At 42.0% G+C, this 14,465-nt stretch carries 18 protein-coding genes and 1 riboswitch; of the genes, 1 reads left to right on the top strand and 17 read right to left on the bottom strand.

The features are described 5' to 3' along the window. Nucleotides 1–72: 72 nt before the first annotated feature. From CTY48_RS08980 to CTY48_RS09045, 15 genes are all read right to left on the bottom strand, one after another. Nucleotides 73–1,659 (bottom strand): ABC transporter permease, encoded by a 1,587-nt coding sequence (locus CTY48_RS08980; protein ID WP_099468163.1) that lies wholly within the window; start codon nucleotides 1,657–1,659, stop codon nucleotides 73–75. Continuing rightward, complete coding sequence (locus CTY48_RS08985) at nucleotides 1,649–2,365, bottom strand: ABC transporter ATP-binding protein (protein WP_099468164.1); 717 nt, start codon at nucleotides 2,363–2,365, stop codon at nucleotides 1,649–1,651. Before CTY48_RS08985 ends, CTY48_RS08980 begins: the two co-directional genes overlap by 11 nt. An 18-nt stretch (nucleotides 2,366–2,383) precedes the next feature. Beyond that, a complete protein-coding gene (locus tag CTY48_RS19865) occupies nucleotides 2,384–3,214 on the bottom strand; it encodes a GNAT family N-acetyltransferase (RefSeq protein WP_236354844.1) in 831 nt (276 codons plus the stop codon). Further along, the gene (locus tag CTY48_RS08995; protein WP_099468165.1) at nucleotides 3,211–3,984 is read right to left on the bottom strand and encodes a nucleotidyltransferase domain-containing protein; all 774 of its coding nucleotides are present in this window, start codon (nucleotides 3,982–3,984) and stop codon (nucleotides 3,211–3,213) included. The genes CTY48_RS19865 and CTY48_RS08995 overlap by 4 nt, the downstream gene beginning before the upstream one ends. Beyond that, nucleotides 3,984–5,006, bottom strand: a complete 1,023-nt coding sequence (locus CTY48_RS09000) for a nucleotidyltransferase domain-containing protein (protein ID WP_099468166.1) — start codon at nucleotides 5,004–5,006, stop codon at nucleotides 3,984–3,986. The genes CTY48_RS08995 and CTY48_RS09000 overlap by 1 nt, the downstream gene beginning before the upstream one ends. A gap of 4 nt (nucleotides 5,007–5,010) precedes the next feature. Then, nucleotides 5,011–5,532 carry a helix-turn-helix domain-containing protein gene (locus CTY48_RS09005; protein ID WP_180272689.1) on the bottom strand — a complete coding sequence of 174 codons (522 nt, stop codon included), beginning with the start codon at nucleotides 5,530–5,532 and terminating at the stop codon, nucleotides 5,011–5,013. Between the two features lie 128 nt (nucleotides 5,533–5,660). Then, nucleotides 5,661–6,443, bottom strand: a complete 783-nt coding sequence (gene thiD / locus CTY48_RS19870; RefSeq protein WP_236354848.1) for a bifunctional hydroxymethylpyrimidine kinase/phosphomethylpyrimidine kinase — start codon at nucleotides 6,441–6,443, stop codon at nucleotides 5,661–5,663. A 9-nt stretch (nucleotides 6,444–6,452) separates the two neighbouring features. Next, nucleotides 6,453–7,103: an HAD family hydrolase gene (locus CTY48_RS19875; protein ID WP_236354851.1), complete on the bottom strand. Its 651-nt coding sequence runs from the start codon at nucleotides 7,101–7,103 to the stop codon at nucleotides 6,453–6,455. After that, on the bottom strand, nucleotides 7,096–7,737 hold the full coding sequence (thiE, locus tag CTY48_RS09015; protein WP_099468168.1) for a thiamine phosphate synthase: 642 nt from the start codon (nucleotides 7,735–7,737) through the stop codon (nucleotides 7,096–7,098). The genes CTY48_RS19875 and thiE overlap by 8 nt, the downstream gene beginning before the upstream one ends. Further along, nucleotides 7,724–8,548: a hydroxyethylthiazole kinase gene (thiM, locus tag CTY48_RS09020; RefSeq protein WP_099468169.1), complete on the bottom strand. Its 825-nt coding sequence runs from the start codon at nucleotides 8,546–8,548 to the stop codon at nucleotides 7,724–7,726. The genes thiE and thiM overlap by 14 nt, the downstream gene beginning before the upstream one ends. Before the next feature lie 90 nt (nucleotides 8,549–8,638). After that, a riboswitch (TPP riboswitch) is annotated at nucleotides 8,639–8,743 on the bottom strand. A gap of 49 nt (nucleotides 8,744–8,792) precedes the next feature. Next, nucleotides 8,793–9,650 (bottom strand): aldo/keto reductase, encoded by an 858-nt coding sequence (locus tag CTY48_RS09025; RefSeq protein ID WP_099468170.1) that lies wholly within the window; start codon nucleotides 9,648–9,650, stop codon nucleotides 8,793–8,795. A 26-nt stretch (nucleotides 9,651–9,676) separates the two neighbouring features. After that, the gene (locus CTY48_RS09030; protein WP_099468171.1) at nucleotides 9,677–10,639 is read right to left on the bottom strand and encodes an aldo/keto reductase; all 963 of its coding nucleotides are present in this window, start codon (nucleotides 10,637–10,639) and stop codon (nucleotides 9,677–9,679) included. A 28-nt stretch (nucleotides 10,640–10,667) separates the two neighbouring features. Beyond that, nucleotides 10,668–11,510, bottom strand: coding sequence for an aldo/keto reductase (locus tag CTY48_RS09035; RefSeq protein WP_099468172.1), 843 nt, complete (start codon nucleotides 11,508–11,510; stop codon nucleotides 10,668–10,670). A 19-nt stretch (nucleotides 11,511–11,529) separates the two neighbouring features. Continuing rightward, nucleotides 11,530–11,850 carry a carboxymuconolactone decarboxylase family protein gene (locus tag CTY48_RS09040; protein ID WP_099468173.1) on the bottom strand — a complete coding sequence of 107 codons (321 nt, stop codon included), beginning with the start codon at nucleotides 11,848–11,850 and terminating at the stop codon, nucleotides 11,530–11,532. Between the two features lie 17 nt (nucleotides 11,851–11,867). Beyond that, entirely contained in the window at nucleotides 11,868–12,365 is a 498-nt protein-coding gene (locus CTY48_RS09045) for a flavodoxin (protein ID WP_099468174.1), read from the bottom strand. A gap of 128 nt (nucleotides 12,366–12,493) precedes the next feature. Between CTY48_RS09045 and CTY48_RS09050 the strand changes: the two genes are divergently transcribed. Continuing rightward, nucleotides 12,494–12,943: a MerR family transcriptional regulator gene (locus CTY48_RS09050; RefSeq protein WP_099468175.1), complete on the top strand. Its 450-nt coding sequence runs from the start codon at nucleotides 12,494–12,496 to the stop codon at nucleotides 12,941–12,943. Nucleotides 12,944–13,343: 400 nt separating this feature from the next. Here CTY48_RS09050 and CTY48_RS09055 read toward each other — a convergent pair whose 3' ends face one another. Both CTY48_RS09055 and CTY48_RS09060 read right to left on the bottom strand, forming a co-directional pair. Beyond that, a complete protein-coding gene (locus CTY48_RS09055; protein ID WP_143452718.1) occupies nucleotides 13,344–13,706 on the bottom strand; it encodes a hypothetical protein in 363 nt (120 codons plus the stop codon). A gap of 135 nt (nucleotides 13,707–13,841) precedes the next feature. Next, the gene (locus tag CTY48_RS09060; protein WP_099468177.1) at nucleotides 13,842–14,420 is read right to left on the bottom strand and encodes a nitroreductase family protein; all 579 of its coding nucleotides are present in this window, start codon (nucleotides 14,418–14,420) and stop codon (nucleotides 13,842–13,844) included. Between the last annotated feature and the right edge of the window lie 45 nt (nucleotides 14,421–14,465).

Here is a 14,465-nt window from a genome sequence, read left to right on the forward strand (position 1 = left end):
CCTCCGTCAATATATTTTTTGCTGTTACGGTCAGCCCTCAGCTTCCCAGTAACAGTTGATTCCTAATCGTCTTTACAATCGATAAGTACCAAGCCGGTGATAAAGCACACTTCCTGCCGCACTTACAACAAGAATAGTAATTCCCGAAATAAGCTGATACGATACATTTTGCAGGGCAATAAGCACTATAATCGGAACGATGGCAAACAAAGCACCGCCCAACATTCCAACCATCGAGGACAATCCCTGTTTAATCACCGCAGTCTCTGACTCCCATTCATAATTTGGAAATCTCGTATTGATAAACATGCCCCATACCGCTGTGAAAAGTGAATAGACAACCGGCACCAGATAAAAAAAGCATCTCGTTATGATATCTGTCTGAAATTTTATGTTCATCAGCGTTCCAAACAGCAGACATGTCGGCAGCGTCAGAGTCAGATTGACCAATATTTTACTGTCCATAATCGCCTTCGTCGTAATCGGCAGAGACTTTAGTATCCAAAGATTTTTTCCTTCCAGGGAAAGCGCGACACTCGTCGTGCAGGTCAGGGCAAGAACTGTTGAAAATACAAAAGCGATAATGTTCACAATGATTGGCTGAACATTTGGTATCTCTATCCATTTTTCAATCGTTGCAGGTTCCGCTATAAATACCGCAACCGCGAGCATTACCGCCATAACTGCCCCAATTCCCATATTAAGTATATAGGAATAGGAGGAAAAGAAACGTTTTAACTCCTTCTTATACAAAGCAGTCAGCACGGAGGAAGTCGAAAGCCTCTGTAGCTTATAATCGGATTTTGTCCTGTGAGTGATGAGGGCTGTATTGATCCACTTATATCGAAGTGAAAGTACCTTCACAAACAGCAGATAGAGTCCTATCGAAAGTACAACAAACAGAATTAAAGCAATTATATCATAATTAATTACCGCTTTGTCAAACAGACTGCTTATCGGATATATTTTATGCAGCTCATCCGACATAAATTCTCCGAGCTTTGCAATCTCCATCATTGGAATATCGCTCTCCTCCACTCCTCCGAGCAAAAAGGACGACATTAAAATGCCAATAACAAACACAATGGAAAAAATAGTTGCAACAGCATTCGTATATTTAAAGTGGGCTGCGATATATGCGATGATACCACCGATAATTGCCGCCAGTGCGGTAGGGAGAAGGGTTGACAAAAGAATTCCAATCAGCCAGATTATCGCAAATATCTCTTGGGGCTTTTCAAATATATAGTAGGTAATTCCAAGCGGCAGCATGATAAGTGCTGCAAATATTGTATTCATCAAGTACATATGGAGAAATCTGCTTGCAATAATCTCGCTCGTTTTCACGGGCAGGGACATAAGCATTTCGTAATCTCTTGTTCCGAATAATACGCCGTTGCTCTTAAATATTGTAAAAAACAAAGTAATCAAACCGACCAGCGTAATCGCATAGCCGGGTATCACGTTTCCGATACCGATTACTCCAAGCCCTAAGCCGAGCATAAAGCTGTATAGCGCAAGAATCGCTCCGACAAAACAAACTGCCACGCCAATCATCACAAACTTTGCTTTTTCAGAACCCTTTGTCTCCTTCAGCTTATTTAATTTAAACTGATTGATCAATATGATTTTCAGTAAAATAGCAATATTATTTTTCATGGCCAACCACCTCCATAAAGAGGTTCTCCAATGTGGTATCCTTTACCAAGGTTTCGGTATCACCGCAGGCAGCAAGCTTTCCATTGTAAATAATCGCAATTTTGTTGCACAGCTTTTCTGCCACCTCGAGAACATGGGTAGAGAAAAATACGGCACTCCCCTCCTCGCAGATCTCCTTCATAATGTTTTTAAGCTGAAGAGAAGCCTTCGGGTCAAGCCCGACAAACGGCTCATCCAAAACAAGAAGCTTCGGTTTATGAAGAAGTGCCGAAATAATTGCCAGCTTTTGCTTCATGCCGTGAGAGTAGGAGGAAACCAAATCTCCAAGCGCAGAGGTTATCTCAAATAAATCTGCGTATTTCGCAATTCTCTCCTCTCTATCCTTCTGAGAAACACGGAAAATGTCGCTTATAAAGTTCAAATACTGAATGCCGGTCAGGTGCTCGTAAATATCCGGATTATCCGGGATATAGGCAATCTCTTTTTTACATTCCGCCGGGTACTCCTTCACGGACTTGCCGTTTACGAGAATTTCTCCCTCCTCAAAATCGAGAATACCGACGATGGATTTAATCGTCGTACTTTTTCCTGCTCCGTTATGTCCAATAAATCCAAAGATATCTCCGGCGTCCACCGTAAGATTTAATCCGTCGACGGCTTTTTTATTTCCTTTGTAGCTCTTGGATAGGTTCCTGATTTCAAGCATGTTCTTTCCCTCCTTTGATTAAAGCTTTTTCTGCATACAGAGTGACTCCGGTATATCTGCATATTGCCCATAGTTTGGAATCGCTTTGTAGCCCATTTTCTGATACAATCTTATCGCATCCTTAAGCACATTTCCTGTCTCCAGTATTCCATAACGAAAGCCTTGTATTCTTGCATCCGCTTCGAGGCGAAGCAGCAATTCCTTCCCAAGTCCCAACGCACGGTATTCCTTTCGCAAAAAAATACGCTTTAGCTCAACGGTTTCTTCGTCATAGAACTTATAGGCACCTCCGCCCACAATCTCCTCGCCCTTATAAATCAGAATGACATCGTGTATAGATTGAAGCTGGTTATACTTCACAAATTTCTCTCTGTCGAATCTGCCTGCCACCTGCTCGTCTATGCTTTCATCCAATTCCTCACAGAGCATCACAAAATCAGAATTCGTTCCGTCAGTCTTTACAAAACGGTAATCAGCGCGAAGCGGCAGCCTTTTCTGTTCCTTCTTCGTCAAATGTCCAACCACCTCATCATACGCCTCATCTATCATTTGGCATAGTGTATCAAAAGAGAATTCATTCAATTCAATGGTATTCCAATATGGCTGCTGCACCGGCGGGCAATGATAACCCCGCACGACCACACCCGGATACAAACTCCTGTAAAAATCAGCTGAATCAGGATTCGTCTTTAAGGTAATTTTAAACCAGTCCTCCCGCGGGGTAAGCTGGGCAAATATTTTGCCTGATACGCGGTAGCAGATGGGATATTCGCCAAATGGTCTTGATTCATAGGTACATGGTTTTTTCATACAATATTCGTGAATTTTGTTCCAGTCGTTAATTTTCATTCGCTATCGCTCCCAATCGTGTTTAAAAAGATTTCATTTAGTATATTCCAATCCTTATTTCTATCATCTTTCATTGCATTAACTAATTCCTTCTGTCTTTCTAATTCAGAGGAGATAAAATCAATCACAACCGGTATCTGAGGATTTAAATCTTTTTCATCGGTAACTTTCTTTTTTTCCAATAATTCCTCTATCCCGCTTCTCAGTTCATCCGGCATATCCAGCCTCATCAAATCATCAAACAATATCGGAGGCGGACACTTATATTCTTCAATGTATCTGCACGCTAATAACGGTCTTAACGCGTAAAAATACTTTTTATACTTTACCTGTTCGTCCTGCAGATATTGAGAATATGTACTCTGTGCCGTTCCGTAATAGTGATAAATTCCAGCCTTCATAGAAAAATAGCTCTTTGCAGCCTCATAAATTCGTTCCCACTCAGCCGTTTTCTTATATACAATGGTGGAATTGCTCCACTCAAACAGTGTCACATTTCCTTTCCTAAACTGTATCAGTGCCTTTTTTAAATCCCAGCCGTTTATGTCAAGCACGTCATCAAGCTGCCATTCAATCATATCCTTTTTCTCATCGAGTCTCAGATAATCTTCCGGTTTTCTTACATAAATGAATCTAACATCATAATCACTATCCGGTGAAGCGAAGCCCCATGCCCTGCTTCCCGACTCGATTGCCAGCAAAATTTTTACATTTTCTTTTTCTTCTATTTCTTTGAGCTTTTCTTTGATTTCTTTTAATACATCCCTCATCAATAGTCCCCCTCGATTGCCTTTCGATTTACATATTCCACAAACGCTTCTACCCTTTCCATATCAGGATTATCCGGTAAAACGCTCTCCTTTGTCACCTTTTCCAGCTTTGATTCATAGTCTGCAATCATATCATAAAACTCTCTGTCGAAGGTTCTATTTTCCTTTAAAAAACCTCCGCCTCTGATTTTAAGCAATAATTCCAAATCTTCTCTTCTATTTGTTCTAATTTGCCCCTTTTCCAGAATATCGATTGCCATCATAAACAGACGAATCAAATGCATTGCATGTTTATTAAGATGATTGTCATCTTTTTTCTTGTTTCGTTTGCCTATCTTGTCATACTCTTTTACAACGGTGTGCATTACTGACCACATATTTTCATAGTCTCTGAGCGGAAGATGCTTATAATCGGCGTCTACAAATATTTCTGTCTCTAATTCCGTATTCACCGCCTTATCAATATACAGCCGGATACTTCCGTTATCAAAAGAATTATATCTTCTCTGAAAATCCTCCAACGCATTTCTAACTGAGTTTAAAATATGCTGTTCCTTTTCTGTCTGGACTACTGCATCTCTTGCTATGGCATTTTGCAGCCTCCTAAGCTGCGCTCCTGCATAGCCGCCGAAAGATTTTGCGGCCCGCTTCGAAAGAAATAAACTGCTATTATCCAGCAGCTCCTGACCAAGAGCAGTCTTTATCAAATATTGTTCTTCGTCCAAGCCCAGTATTTCGCAAGTATTCGGGTTACATTCCAGCAGCAGCTTGATAATTTTATTAAACGAATAAATTACTGTATCTGTTTTGGTATCTTCATATTGCTCAAACTCTGTCAGCCCCAATAAATCAGACGGCATATTTAAGGTGACACCTCTGAAATCTATGTCGCTGCTGTCATTATTCGTTCCGTAGGCATGACTGCCTCCTAATCCCAGCAGTATGATTCTCTTTCCCAATCTCTCATTTGTACGCAAGAAATCATACTGCTCTGTTTTCATCAATTCCCTGAAATCTATCATTTTCTCACTCCTCGCATGGTGACGATATAAAGGTGATTCTTCTGACCTTTCGCTCCTCGTTCTTTTTGTTATTGATTACCTTTTGAATGGCAGCTGACATTTCCTCTGTAAATTCCATGAATTCCTCATCAGATAATAAAAGCGTCGAGGTAGTAAGAAACAATAAGTCCTTTCTCATGTCATTTTCCTCGTTGTCCAAATATCTTGCAAACTCGCTCATAATGCTTAAAAGCCCCGACTGCACAATCTGATTGATTGCCTTATTCGAGGTATCACCGTTCAAGGGACTTTCTTTGTTGAGCTGATATACTTTCTCCATCGTCCCTCTCACCTTGTTCTCTTTCACCACATGAATCAGCTTCGCTTCCTCCAGCATCTTGATATGACGGTAAAGGCTTGCAGGCGGAATATCTGTCAGCTCCTCCTTTATCTGCCCTGCGGTTGCAGTTTCGTGCAAGGTAAGATACTGAATAATTCTAAGTCGTGTGGCATTCATAACAACTCTCATCATATTTTGATTACTCATGTCACTTTCCTCTCTTAGTGTTCTTACTTTTAATAATATTCTTATTTTTGATAATAATAGGATACAAAGCATTTGTCAAGGGAATAAGGGAATAAAATACACCAAATGTGTAATTTATTCCCTTATTCCTAGCCCATCCGAAAACAATGATTGAGGGGTCCGTTTCCTTTTCCGACTTGAAGTCCCGCCCCCAATGCTCCCGAGATATATTCCTTTGCCTCTCTCACACTTTTTTCCAGTGAATACCCCTTTGCCAGTCCGCAGGCAATCGCGGAGGACAAGGTGCAGCCGGTTCCGTGGGTATTTTTCGTGTCAATTTTCTTTCCCTCAAACCACGCTATCTCACCCTGCATGTAAAGCAGATCATTGGCATCTTGTTGCCCATGACCTCCCTTAATCAAAATTGCACCTTGATAAGCTTTTGCAATTTCTTTTGCAGCATTTATCATATCGGCGGCAGAACGAATGCTTAAGCCGCTTAGTACCTCCGCTTCCGGAATATTCGGTGTAATCATATAAGCACATGGGATAAGCTTCTTCATAAGAGCTTGTGCCGCTTCCTCCTCTAAAAGGCGGCTCCCGCTTGTAGACACCATCACAGGATCAAGCACGATAAATTTCGCCTCATATTCCGTAAGCTTATCTGCAATTACTTCAACAAGCTCCTTGCCAGATACCATTCCTATTTTCACAGCATCCGGTATAATATCTGTAAAAATACAGTCTATTTGCTTTGCCACAAATTCTTTCGGCGTCTCTGCAATACCGTAAACCCCTGTTGTATTTTGAGCCGTCAGCGCGGTAATCACGCTCATCCCATATACATTCATTGCCGTCATCGTTTTTAAATCCGCCTGAATACCGGCTCCTCCACTGCAATCAGAGCCAGCAATTGACAATACCTTCTTCATTTTATCCTCCTATAATAGCTCGGCCATTGTTGTAATATAAAAATCCGACCTTTGTCTTATTCTCTCTTCCTCATCTCCGGAGGCCTCATCATATACTCCTACTACCTTAAATCCCGCATTTTTTGCCGTCTCCAAAGCATGAAGGGAATCTTCAAATACATAAGTGTTTTCCTTTTGCGTCCCAAGCTCACGAAGTGCATGCTCAAAAATTGCCGGTTCATCTTTTCCTGCCCCGATATGGTCACAGGTATAAACTCCCTTTAAATAGTTGAAAACTCCAATCCGCTCCAAGCAAAGTTTTGCAACTTCATAATCGGAGGCCGTTGCAACACACATGGCAACCTTTTTCTCAGCAAGCCGTCTGATAAGCTCCACAACTCCCTCCTTTGCCGGAAGCTCCTTTTCATATTTCTCTATCACAAGTTTATTGATGCCCTCTATAATTTTCTCTGTCGTTTCCTTGATACAATACGTGTCAATCACATATTCCGTTCCCTGCCTGAGACTCATCTTTTTTAATATTGCTCCTAAATTCTCTTCCGGCGTAAATCCCTTTATCTTCAAATACTCGGACGCAATATTTTCCCACATCGGCATCGAATCGATAAGTGTTCCATCCATATCAAATATGATGCCCTGTACATTTTTCAATTTATTCATTTACAATATCCTTAACCTTTTTCACTAATTCTTTTGTAGCTCCTGCGATGTCCTTCTCTGCAAAAATTGCAGAGATTACCGCTATGCCTTGTATTCCTGTATCTTTCAGTTTTACTATGTTCTCTGCCTGAATGCCGCCGATGGCAATAACCGGGATGGTGACAGATTCACATATTTCTTTTAATGTTTCCAATGTAACTTCCTGCGCATCTTTCTTTGTCAGTGTATTAAAAACGCTTCCTACTCCGAGATAATCTGCACCCTGATTTTCTGCCATCCTTGCCTGCTCAGGGGTCTGCACAGATACGCCGATGATTTTATCATCACCAAGCAGCCTTCTCGCCTCAAACCCTGACATATCCTCCTGTCCGACATGAACTCCGTCCGCGCCGCATTTTAGAGCAATTTCCACGTTATCATTGATGACAAAGGGAATGTTGTATTTTTTGGCTATTTCTTTTATCCGAACGGCTTGCAAAAGCATTTTATCTTCCGACATTTCCTTTTCCCGAAACTGCAGAAAGGTGACACCTGCTTTCAGTGCTTCCTCTACCTGTTCCTCCAGTGTATTTTCTTTTGCCCAGCTTGAATCTGTCACCGCATATAGTAAAAGTGATTTTTTATCGAACTTCAACCTTTTTTCCCTCCTTTATGTTCTCATCCGTCATTTGGCTTACTGCATCAATGAAAAACATGCGAAAGGACGAAGTTCCTCCATCTACTGACTTTGTTTTTTCATATGCCAGCTCTCCCGCTATCCCCTCACATAGCAGGGCAGCCGCTGTTGCCTCCAATATCCTGCCTGGATTTGCGGCGCAATAGGCAGCAACCAAACCAGTCAGCATGCATCCTGTTCCTGTGATCTGCGACATCATCGGATGACCGTTTCGTATAATATATACAGTGTTACCGTCTGTCACAATATCTATCACGCCTGTTATGGCAATTACTGCTCCTGTCTGCTTGTTTAACTCTTTTGCAAGGGCAATGACCTCGTCGAGATTGTTCTCTGTTATCCTGTCTGAAACACTTGCATCCACGCCGGAGGTTGTACCGCTTCCCTGATATAAGGTTTTCATCTCCGATATATTTCCCCGAATAACGGAAAATGAAATTTCCTTCAGCAAGGAAAATGCCGTATCGGTCCGAAGCGTTGAGGCTCCTGCACCTACCGGGTCCAGTACCGTTATATGTCCCAGCTCATTTGCCCTCTTTCCGGCAAGCTTCATGGCTTCAATTGTCCTTACATTTAAGGTTCCTATGTTGATTGCCAGTCCCTTACAGATTGACGTAATCTCCGCTGCCTCGCTTACATCATCTGCCATAATCGGAGATGCCCCGCATGCCAAAAGGATATTTGCCACATCGTTTACTGTCACATAGTTTGTAATGCAGTGAACGAGCGGTGTCTCACTTTTTACTGTTTCGATTATTTTTTCAAACATCTTTTTTCCTCCACTTTTGCTTTTTTGTGGGAGTGCGCATATTTCTCCGTATATAAAAACAAGCCACTCCAAACTAGGAATGACTTGCATGAAATCTGCTTAATCTTTCCCTACGTTGGCATTATCCAAATCAGGTTATAGGTCGAAGTTCACAACTTCCTCTCAGCCTGTTTACAAGCTCCCTTTTGTTTATTCTATCATTTGAGGGATGGTTCGTCAATGTGTTTTCCACTTGACCAGTTCACTATTTTCCACTGAAAACAGGAAAGAAACTGTATTCTCCATAATCTTTGAGCGGATTCATATTTTTTAGAAGCTTCATATCCTCGTCAGAAATCACGAAATCAATTTGTGCATTACTGCGCATATGCTCCGGATTTGCCGTCTTTGGCAACGGCAAAGTGCCAAGCTGTATGGTATAACGAATGCAGAGCTGCGGAATGGTCACATTATATTTGACAGCAATATCTGCAATCTCCTGATTTTTCAGTATTTCCCCATGGGCAATCGGCGAGTAAGCTTCTACAAGGATATCCTTGGCTTGGCAATATTCAATCAGTCCTGTGGGAGTATTGCCGACATGAACAAGCAGCTGATTCACCATTGGAGCGACAGTACAGGCGGAAAGGATATTTTCCACATCCTGCTCGGTGAAATTGGAAATACCGATTGTGCGGAGTTTTCCGGCTTTGTATGCATCCTCCAGCGCACGCCATGCTTCACGATTTCCATCTACATAATCCCCACCTCGAAAATCCGACCATGGCTGCGGGCTATGAATCAGCATCAGGTCGATGTACTCCAGCCCAAGTTTAGCAAGTGAAGCATCGATGGAACGTACAGCATCCTGATAGTTTTTTATCTCTGCGGCAAGCTTTGTGGTGACAAAAATATCCTTGCGAGAAGTGCCGCAGCTGCGAACACCCTCGCCAACACCACGCTCGTTCCCATATGCTTGTGCCGTATCAATATGACGATAGCCCATTTGAACAGCTGCCCTGACAGCATCGGCAGCCTTGTCATCGTCAATAAACCATGTCCCCAAACCCAGCTCGGGGATTTTTACGCCGTTTGACAGCGTGTAGTTTTCATTTAAAATCATTGTAATTCTCCTCGTTTATTATGTGCCTAAAGTGCACCGACAATTTTATGCGGAATATAAGGTTCTTCCAGATACACAATATCTTCCTCTGTCAATTTGATATTCAACGCACCCACAGCATCGTCAAAATACTCTGCCTTAGTTGCGCCGATAATAGAAGACGTTACTCCCTTTGCAAACTGCCATGCAAGACTAATCTGCGTCATTGTGGCATTGTACTTCCCCGCAAGCTCATTTACTCGCAATACGATATTATAGTCAGCCTCCTGTGTGCTGTCGTATTTGGAAACAGCGGTCGTATCTGTCTGGCTTCGCTTGGTGTCTGTCGTCCAATTCATACGGGAAAGCCTGCCCGCCGCAAGCGGGCTGTACGGCGTAAGTGCCACATTCTGCTGCTTGCAAACAGGAATCAACTCCCGCTCATCCTCGCGATAGAGTAAATTATAGTGGTTTTGCATGGAAACAAAAGGCGTCCAACCGTTTTTTTCGGCGGCGAGCTGCATGTTATAAAACTGATATCCGTACATAGCCGATGCGCCTAGCGCCCGAACCTTTCCCGCTCTCACGAGACTATCCAGTGCCTCCATAGTTTCTTCAATCGGCGTGTTATAATCAAAGCGGTGGATTATATATAAATCCACATAATCAGTACCCAGTCGTTTCAATGAGTCGTCAATTTCTCTGGTGATGGCTTCACGCGAAAGATTTCCTTCATTAAAATAAACCTTTGTCGCAAGAACTACCTTATCTCGCGCCACGTTGTTCTTGATGGCACGGCCAAGATACTCTTCGCTTGTGCCTGCTGAATAGGTATTGGCGGTATCAAAAAAGTTGATGCCGAGTTCGAGCGCATGCCCTATTATAGCTTCGCTTTCCTCAGGATTCAGCGTCCATGCATGCATCTTGCTTGCAGGATCTCCAAAACTCATGCAGCCAACACAAAAACGAGATACCTCAATATTAGAATTTCCAAGCTTTCTATATTCCATTTCGTTCCTCCGTAAAAATTAATTATTGTTATTTGAAACGACTCATAAACCACTCTACGGTTTGCGGGTCTTGATGGGAGAAAAATAAACTTTCTCCGGTATCCAAAGCAGAGATTTTTTCCATATCCCCGGCGTCGAGAGAAAAATCAAACACGTTGAAGTTTTCGACCATACGCTCCTTATGAGTAGATTTAGGGATAACCACCACACCGCTTTGAATCAGGAAACGGAGCGCAGTTTGCGGGACGGTCTTATTGTATTTCGCACCGATTTCTTTCAGAGTGGCGTTGTTGAAGTAATCATTTTTGCCCTCCGCAAACGGGCCCCATGACATAATCTGCGTCTCATACTTCTCCATATATTCACACGCCTGCTTTTGTTGCCAGAATACATGAGTTTCCAGCTGATTGACAGCAGGTTTCACCTCGCTGAAGGTGGTGAGGTCAATGAAACGGTCGGGGTAAAAATTGCTGACGCCGATGGCCTTAACCTTGCCGTTTTTATATGCCTCCTCCATTGCACGATATGTGCCGTAGTAATCGCCAAACGGCTGGTGTATGAGCAACAGATCGATATACTCCGTTTGCAGCTTTTGCAACGATTCTTCTATGGATATCTTCGCTTTATCATAGCCGGCATTTGAAATCCATACCTTGGTAGTAATAAAAAATTCCTCGCGGGCAAGCCCACTTTTTTTGATGGCATTCCCCACACCTTCCTCATTGCCGTATGCCTGTGCAGTATCAATGGAGCGATAGCCCACCTTGATCGCGTCCGACACGCAGCGTTCACACTCGTCCGATGTTACCTGATAAACACCATATCCCAAAATCGGCATCTTTATGCCATTATTCAGTGTTACATATTCCATGCTTATATCCTCCTTATAATCAGTCTGTCCAAATTTCTTTTGCCATCCAAAATGCTGCCCACGCTTTCGGCCATCCGACATAGAAAGCCGCGTGGGTCAGGATCTCCGCAATTTCATCCTTAGTAATCCCGTTTTCTTTTGCCGTTTGCAGATGATACTGGAGGGAACTGTCCAATATCCCACCCGCCATCAGCGCCGTTACCGTAACTAAGCTGCGGTCACGCGGAGAAAGTTCTTTTTCCCGTGCCCATACCTCACCAAACAGCACATCGTCGTTAATCTGTGCAAACTTAGGTGCAAATTCTCCTAAGCTGTCTCTACCTGCGGTTACTTTTTTCATTGTATCGTCCTCCAATCTCACTCAACCAAGTTTAGGCTCTCTATCCATGCAAGCGCCTCGCCTTGTGATATCCTGCTTCTGAGCAGCTTACCCGGTCTCCAATTAGTGGAATCAGGGCAACTCACACGAAGATTTTCTTCAGTTTTGCCAAAGCCGCTGCCACCGGAGGTCGCAAATGGAATAACTGTCTTTTCTGAAAAGTCATAGCTTTCTAAGAATGTATTGATGATGGTGGGCGCTACATACCACCAGATGGGAAATCCCACAAAGACAACATCATATTTGTCCATGTCCAAAACCGTACCGGCAATTACAGGACGAGATGCTTTATCCTTCATCTCAACCGTACTGCGGCTTTTTTGATTGTTCCAGTCCAAATCCACTGCGGTGTAAGGAGTTTCCGGTTCAATCTCATGCAGGTCAGCTCCGATTGTCTCCGCCAGCGTTTTTGCAACATTTGCGGTTACACCGCTTGCCGAAAAATATGTTATGAGAATATTCTTTTTGCTGTTCATATTGTCCTCCTGTTTTGTTTCGGTAGTTTGATTGACAAATCACATAAGCTGTGATAGTATAATCATACTACTTAAAGTTAACTTTAAGTCAATAGGAAAATCAAAAAAATTTTATGAGGTAATTTACTATGCTATATACGATTAGAGACGCTGCGGCTCATGTTGGGATTGCAGCTTCGACCCTACGTTATTATGATAAAGAGGGACTGCTTCCCTTTGTTGAACGTTCCAGTGGTGGCATTCGTATGTTTGGGGAAGCTGATATAGACTGGCTTCAATTGATAGAATGTTTAAAGGCGACCGGGATGTCCATTAAAGATATTAAAAAATTTATCGATTTATATATGGAGGGCGACTCAACACTAGAACCTCGCCGGGACATGTTTTATGAGAGGAAGCAAGCGGTAGAAAAGCAAATGGAGGCATTGCAGAAAACTCTTGATTTTATCAAGTATAAATGCTGGTTTTATGATACTTCCGTTGCCGCTGGCTCTTCCGATATTCATAAAAGCATGAAGCAGGAGGATATACCAGAGGAAATACAGGAAATGAAATTAAACGCGGGAATTGCAAAATAATATTCCTAAAACCAGCATCAGGCCTCCCCGCTGTGTCCTATGTAAACACCTGCACACAAAAACTCGCGAACCTTGGTAAAAATCAAGGCTTTGCGAGTTTTATATTTTATATTAATTAGATTGCTCGCAGGTATGGCTCGAAATGTCTATAAGACCTCTATCCAGATAGCTTTGCGCTGCAATCTTAAAAGTCTCTACATTAGTGTATGCAGCTACAATTTCATCTATCGTAACTTTCTTCAATCCGTAGGTCACATAGTTTTCCCTTTATCTGCTCTTTTTCAAGCTCACTAAACCGTGGCATAATAATTATCCTCGTCTTTCCGATTCCAAATGTATAATCTGGCTTCTGTTTCCGGTTGAAGGAAAAATATTTAATAGTCTAAAAATAATCTTCACTTTACTTCCCACTATTTTGAAACAAGATACCACAAATACTGCAATTTTTGTCCTCTGCTTTTACTGCTCTGTTTCCGCAAGATTGGCATTCATATAATCCATCTTCCAAAGTAAGTTTTACATTTTTTTGAGTCTCATAATACAAATTCTGTTTTTTGTCTTGATGAAATTCAATTGCAAGCAATACACTAAAGAAAAATATAATTGTAATACCAAATCCAAAAGACACCTTTGCCCAAATAACAAGCATAGCATTTTTATAAACAAGCATAACCAAGCTTATAATCCCGGGTAAAAGGAATGTAAAAAACGCAGCGAAACTTAGAATTCTTCCGCCATACCCAATTGAGTTTATTTTTTTCACTCTCATCACACCCCTATATGAACTAAATAATTATTTTAGTATGTATAATATATAACGGTATAGTCGGATTGTCAAACATATGCAAAAAAGCAAGAGACAGTCACTTACTTCACTATCTCTCGCTTATTCACACAATTAATCGATTGTCTCCACCAATATTTCCTCAAAGCTTCTCTTTGGAACATGGTGCACATCATTTTCGTCTCGATAATACTTGATATCCCCGTCAGCAGGAAGCGGCTCCAAGACAACTTCTTCCTTCGGATAACCTAGTGCGATGACGAGTGCAATTTCGTATTTTTCTTCCAGCTTAAGAATCTCAGTCAGCTTGCTTCTGTTTACCGCTCCAAGAAAGCAGCCTCCAAAGCCTAACTCTGACGCTCCAAGAAAAATACTCTGCGCACAGATCCCCTCGTCAACCGATGTCGCCTTTGAAATGGTAGTATCCCGTAACATAATAATATAGGCACTCGGTCTTTCCCCCTCTGTAGGACCGTTCCAATCCTTTAAATACCCTGCCCACGCAAGTGTACCAAATATCTCTTCATTTTTCGCTCTGGAGGAAGAAATAATATATTTTAAGGGCTGTTTGTTTGCCGCGCTTGGTGAAAATCTTGCAAGCTCGACCAATTGCTCCAGCTCTTTTCTTGTGATTTCCTTCTCCTCATAAAATCTACGATAAGAACGACTTTTTAAAACCAATTCCTTCATCATATTATAATCCTCCTTTATGTGTGCTCATTATTTTAACCTTATCAA

The organism is Konateibacter massiliensis (assembly GCF_900184995.1).
Lineage (GTDB): Bacteria > Bacillota > Clostridia > Lachnospirales > Lachnospiraceae > Lachnotalea > Lachnotalea massiliensis.

Coding starts and splice junctions, on each gene's coding strand:
- CTY48_RS08980 (WP_099468163.1), bottom strand. CDS start 1,659: ATGAAAAATAATATTGCTATTTTACTGAAAATCATATTGATCAATCAG.
- CTY48_RS08985 (WP_099468164.1), bottom strand. CDS start 2,365: ATGCTTGAAATCAGGAACCTATCCAAGAGCTACAAAGGAAATAAAAAA.
- CTY48_RS19865 (WP_236354844.1), bottom strand. CDS start 3,214: ATGAAAATTAACGACTGGAACAAAATTCACGAATATTGTATGAAAAAA.
- CTY48_RS08995 (WP_099468165.1), bottom strand. CDS start 3,984: ATGAGGGATGTATTAAAAGAAATCAAAGAAAAGCTCAAAGAAATAGAA.
- CTY48_RS09000 (WP_099468166.1), bottom strand. CDS start 5,006: ATGATAGATTTCAGGGAATTGATGAAAACAGAGCAGTATGATTTCTTG.
- CTY48_RS09005 (WP_180272689.1), bottom strand. CDS start 5,532: ATGAGTAATCAAAATATGATGAGAGTTGTTATGAATGCCACACGACTT.
- thiD (WP_236354848.1), bottom strand. CDS start 6,443: ATGAAGAAGGTATTGTCAATTGCTGGCTCTGATTGCAGTGGAGGAGCC.
- CTY48_RS19875 (WP_236354851.1), bottom strand. CDS start 7,103: ATGAATAAATTGAAAAATGTACAGGGCATCATATTTGATATGGATGGA.
- thiM (WP_099468169.1), bottom strand. CDS start 8,548: ATGTTTGAAAAAATAATCGAAACAGTAAAAAGTGAGACACCGCTCGTT.
- CTY48_RS09025 (WP_099468170.1), bottom strand. CDS start 9,650: ATGATTTTAAATGAAAACTACACGCTGTCAAACGGCGTAAAAATCCCC.
- CTY48_RS09030 (WP_099468171.1), bottom strand. CDS start 10,639: ATGGAATATAGAAAGCTTGGAAATTCTAATATTGAGGTATCTCGTTTT.
- CTY48_RS09035 (WP_099468172.1), bottom strand. CDS start 11,510: ATGGAATATGTAACACTGAATAATGGCATAAAGATGCCGATTTTGGGA.
- CTY48_RS09040 (WP_099468173.1), bottom strand. CDS start 11,850: ATGAAAAAAGTAACCGCAGGTAGAGACAGCTTAGGAGAATTTGCACCT.
- CTY48_RS09045 (WP_099468174.1), bottom strand. CDS start 12,365: ATGAACAGCAAAAAGAATATTCTCATAACATATTTTTCGGCAAGCGGT.
- CTY48_RS09050 (WP_099468175.1), top strand. CDS start 12,494: ATGCTATATACGATTAGAGACGCTGCGGCTCATGTTGGGATTGCAGCT.
- CTY48_RS09060 (WP_099468177.1), bottom strand. CDS start 14,420: ATGATGAAGGAATTGGTTTTAAAAAGTCGTTCTTATCGTAGATTTTAT.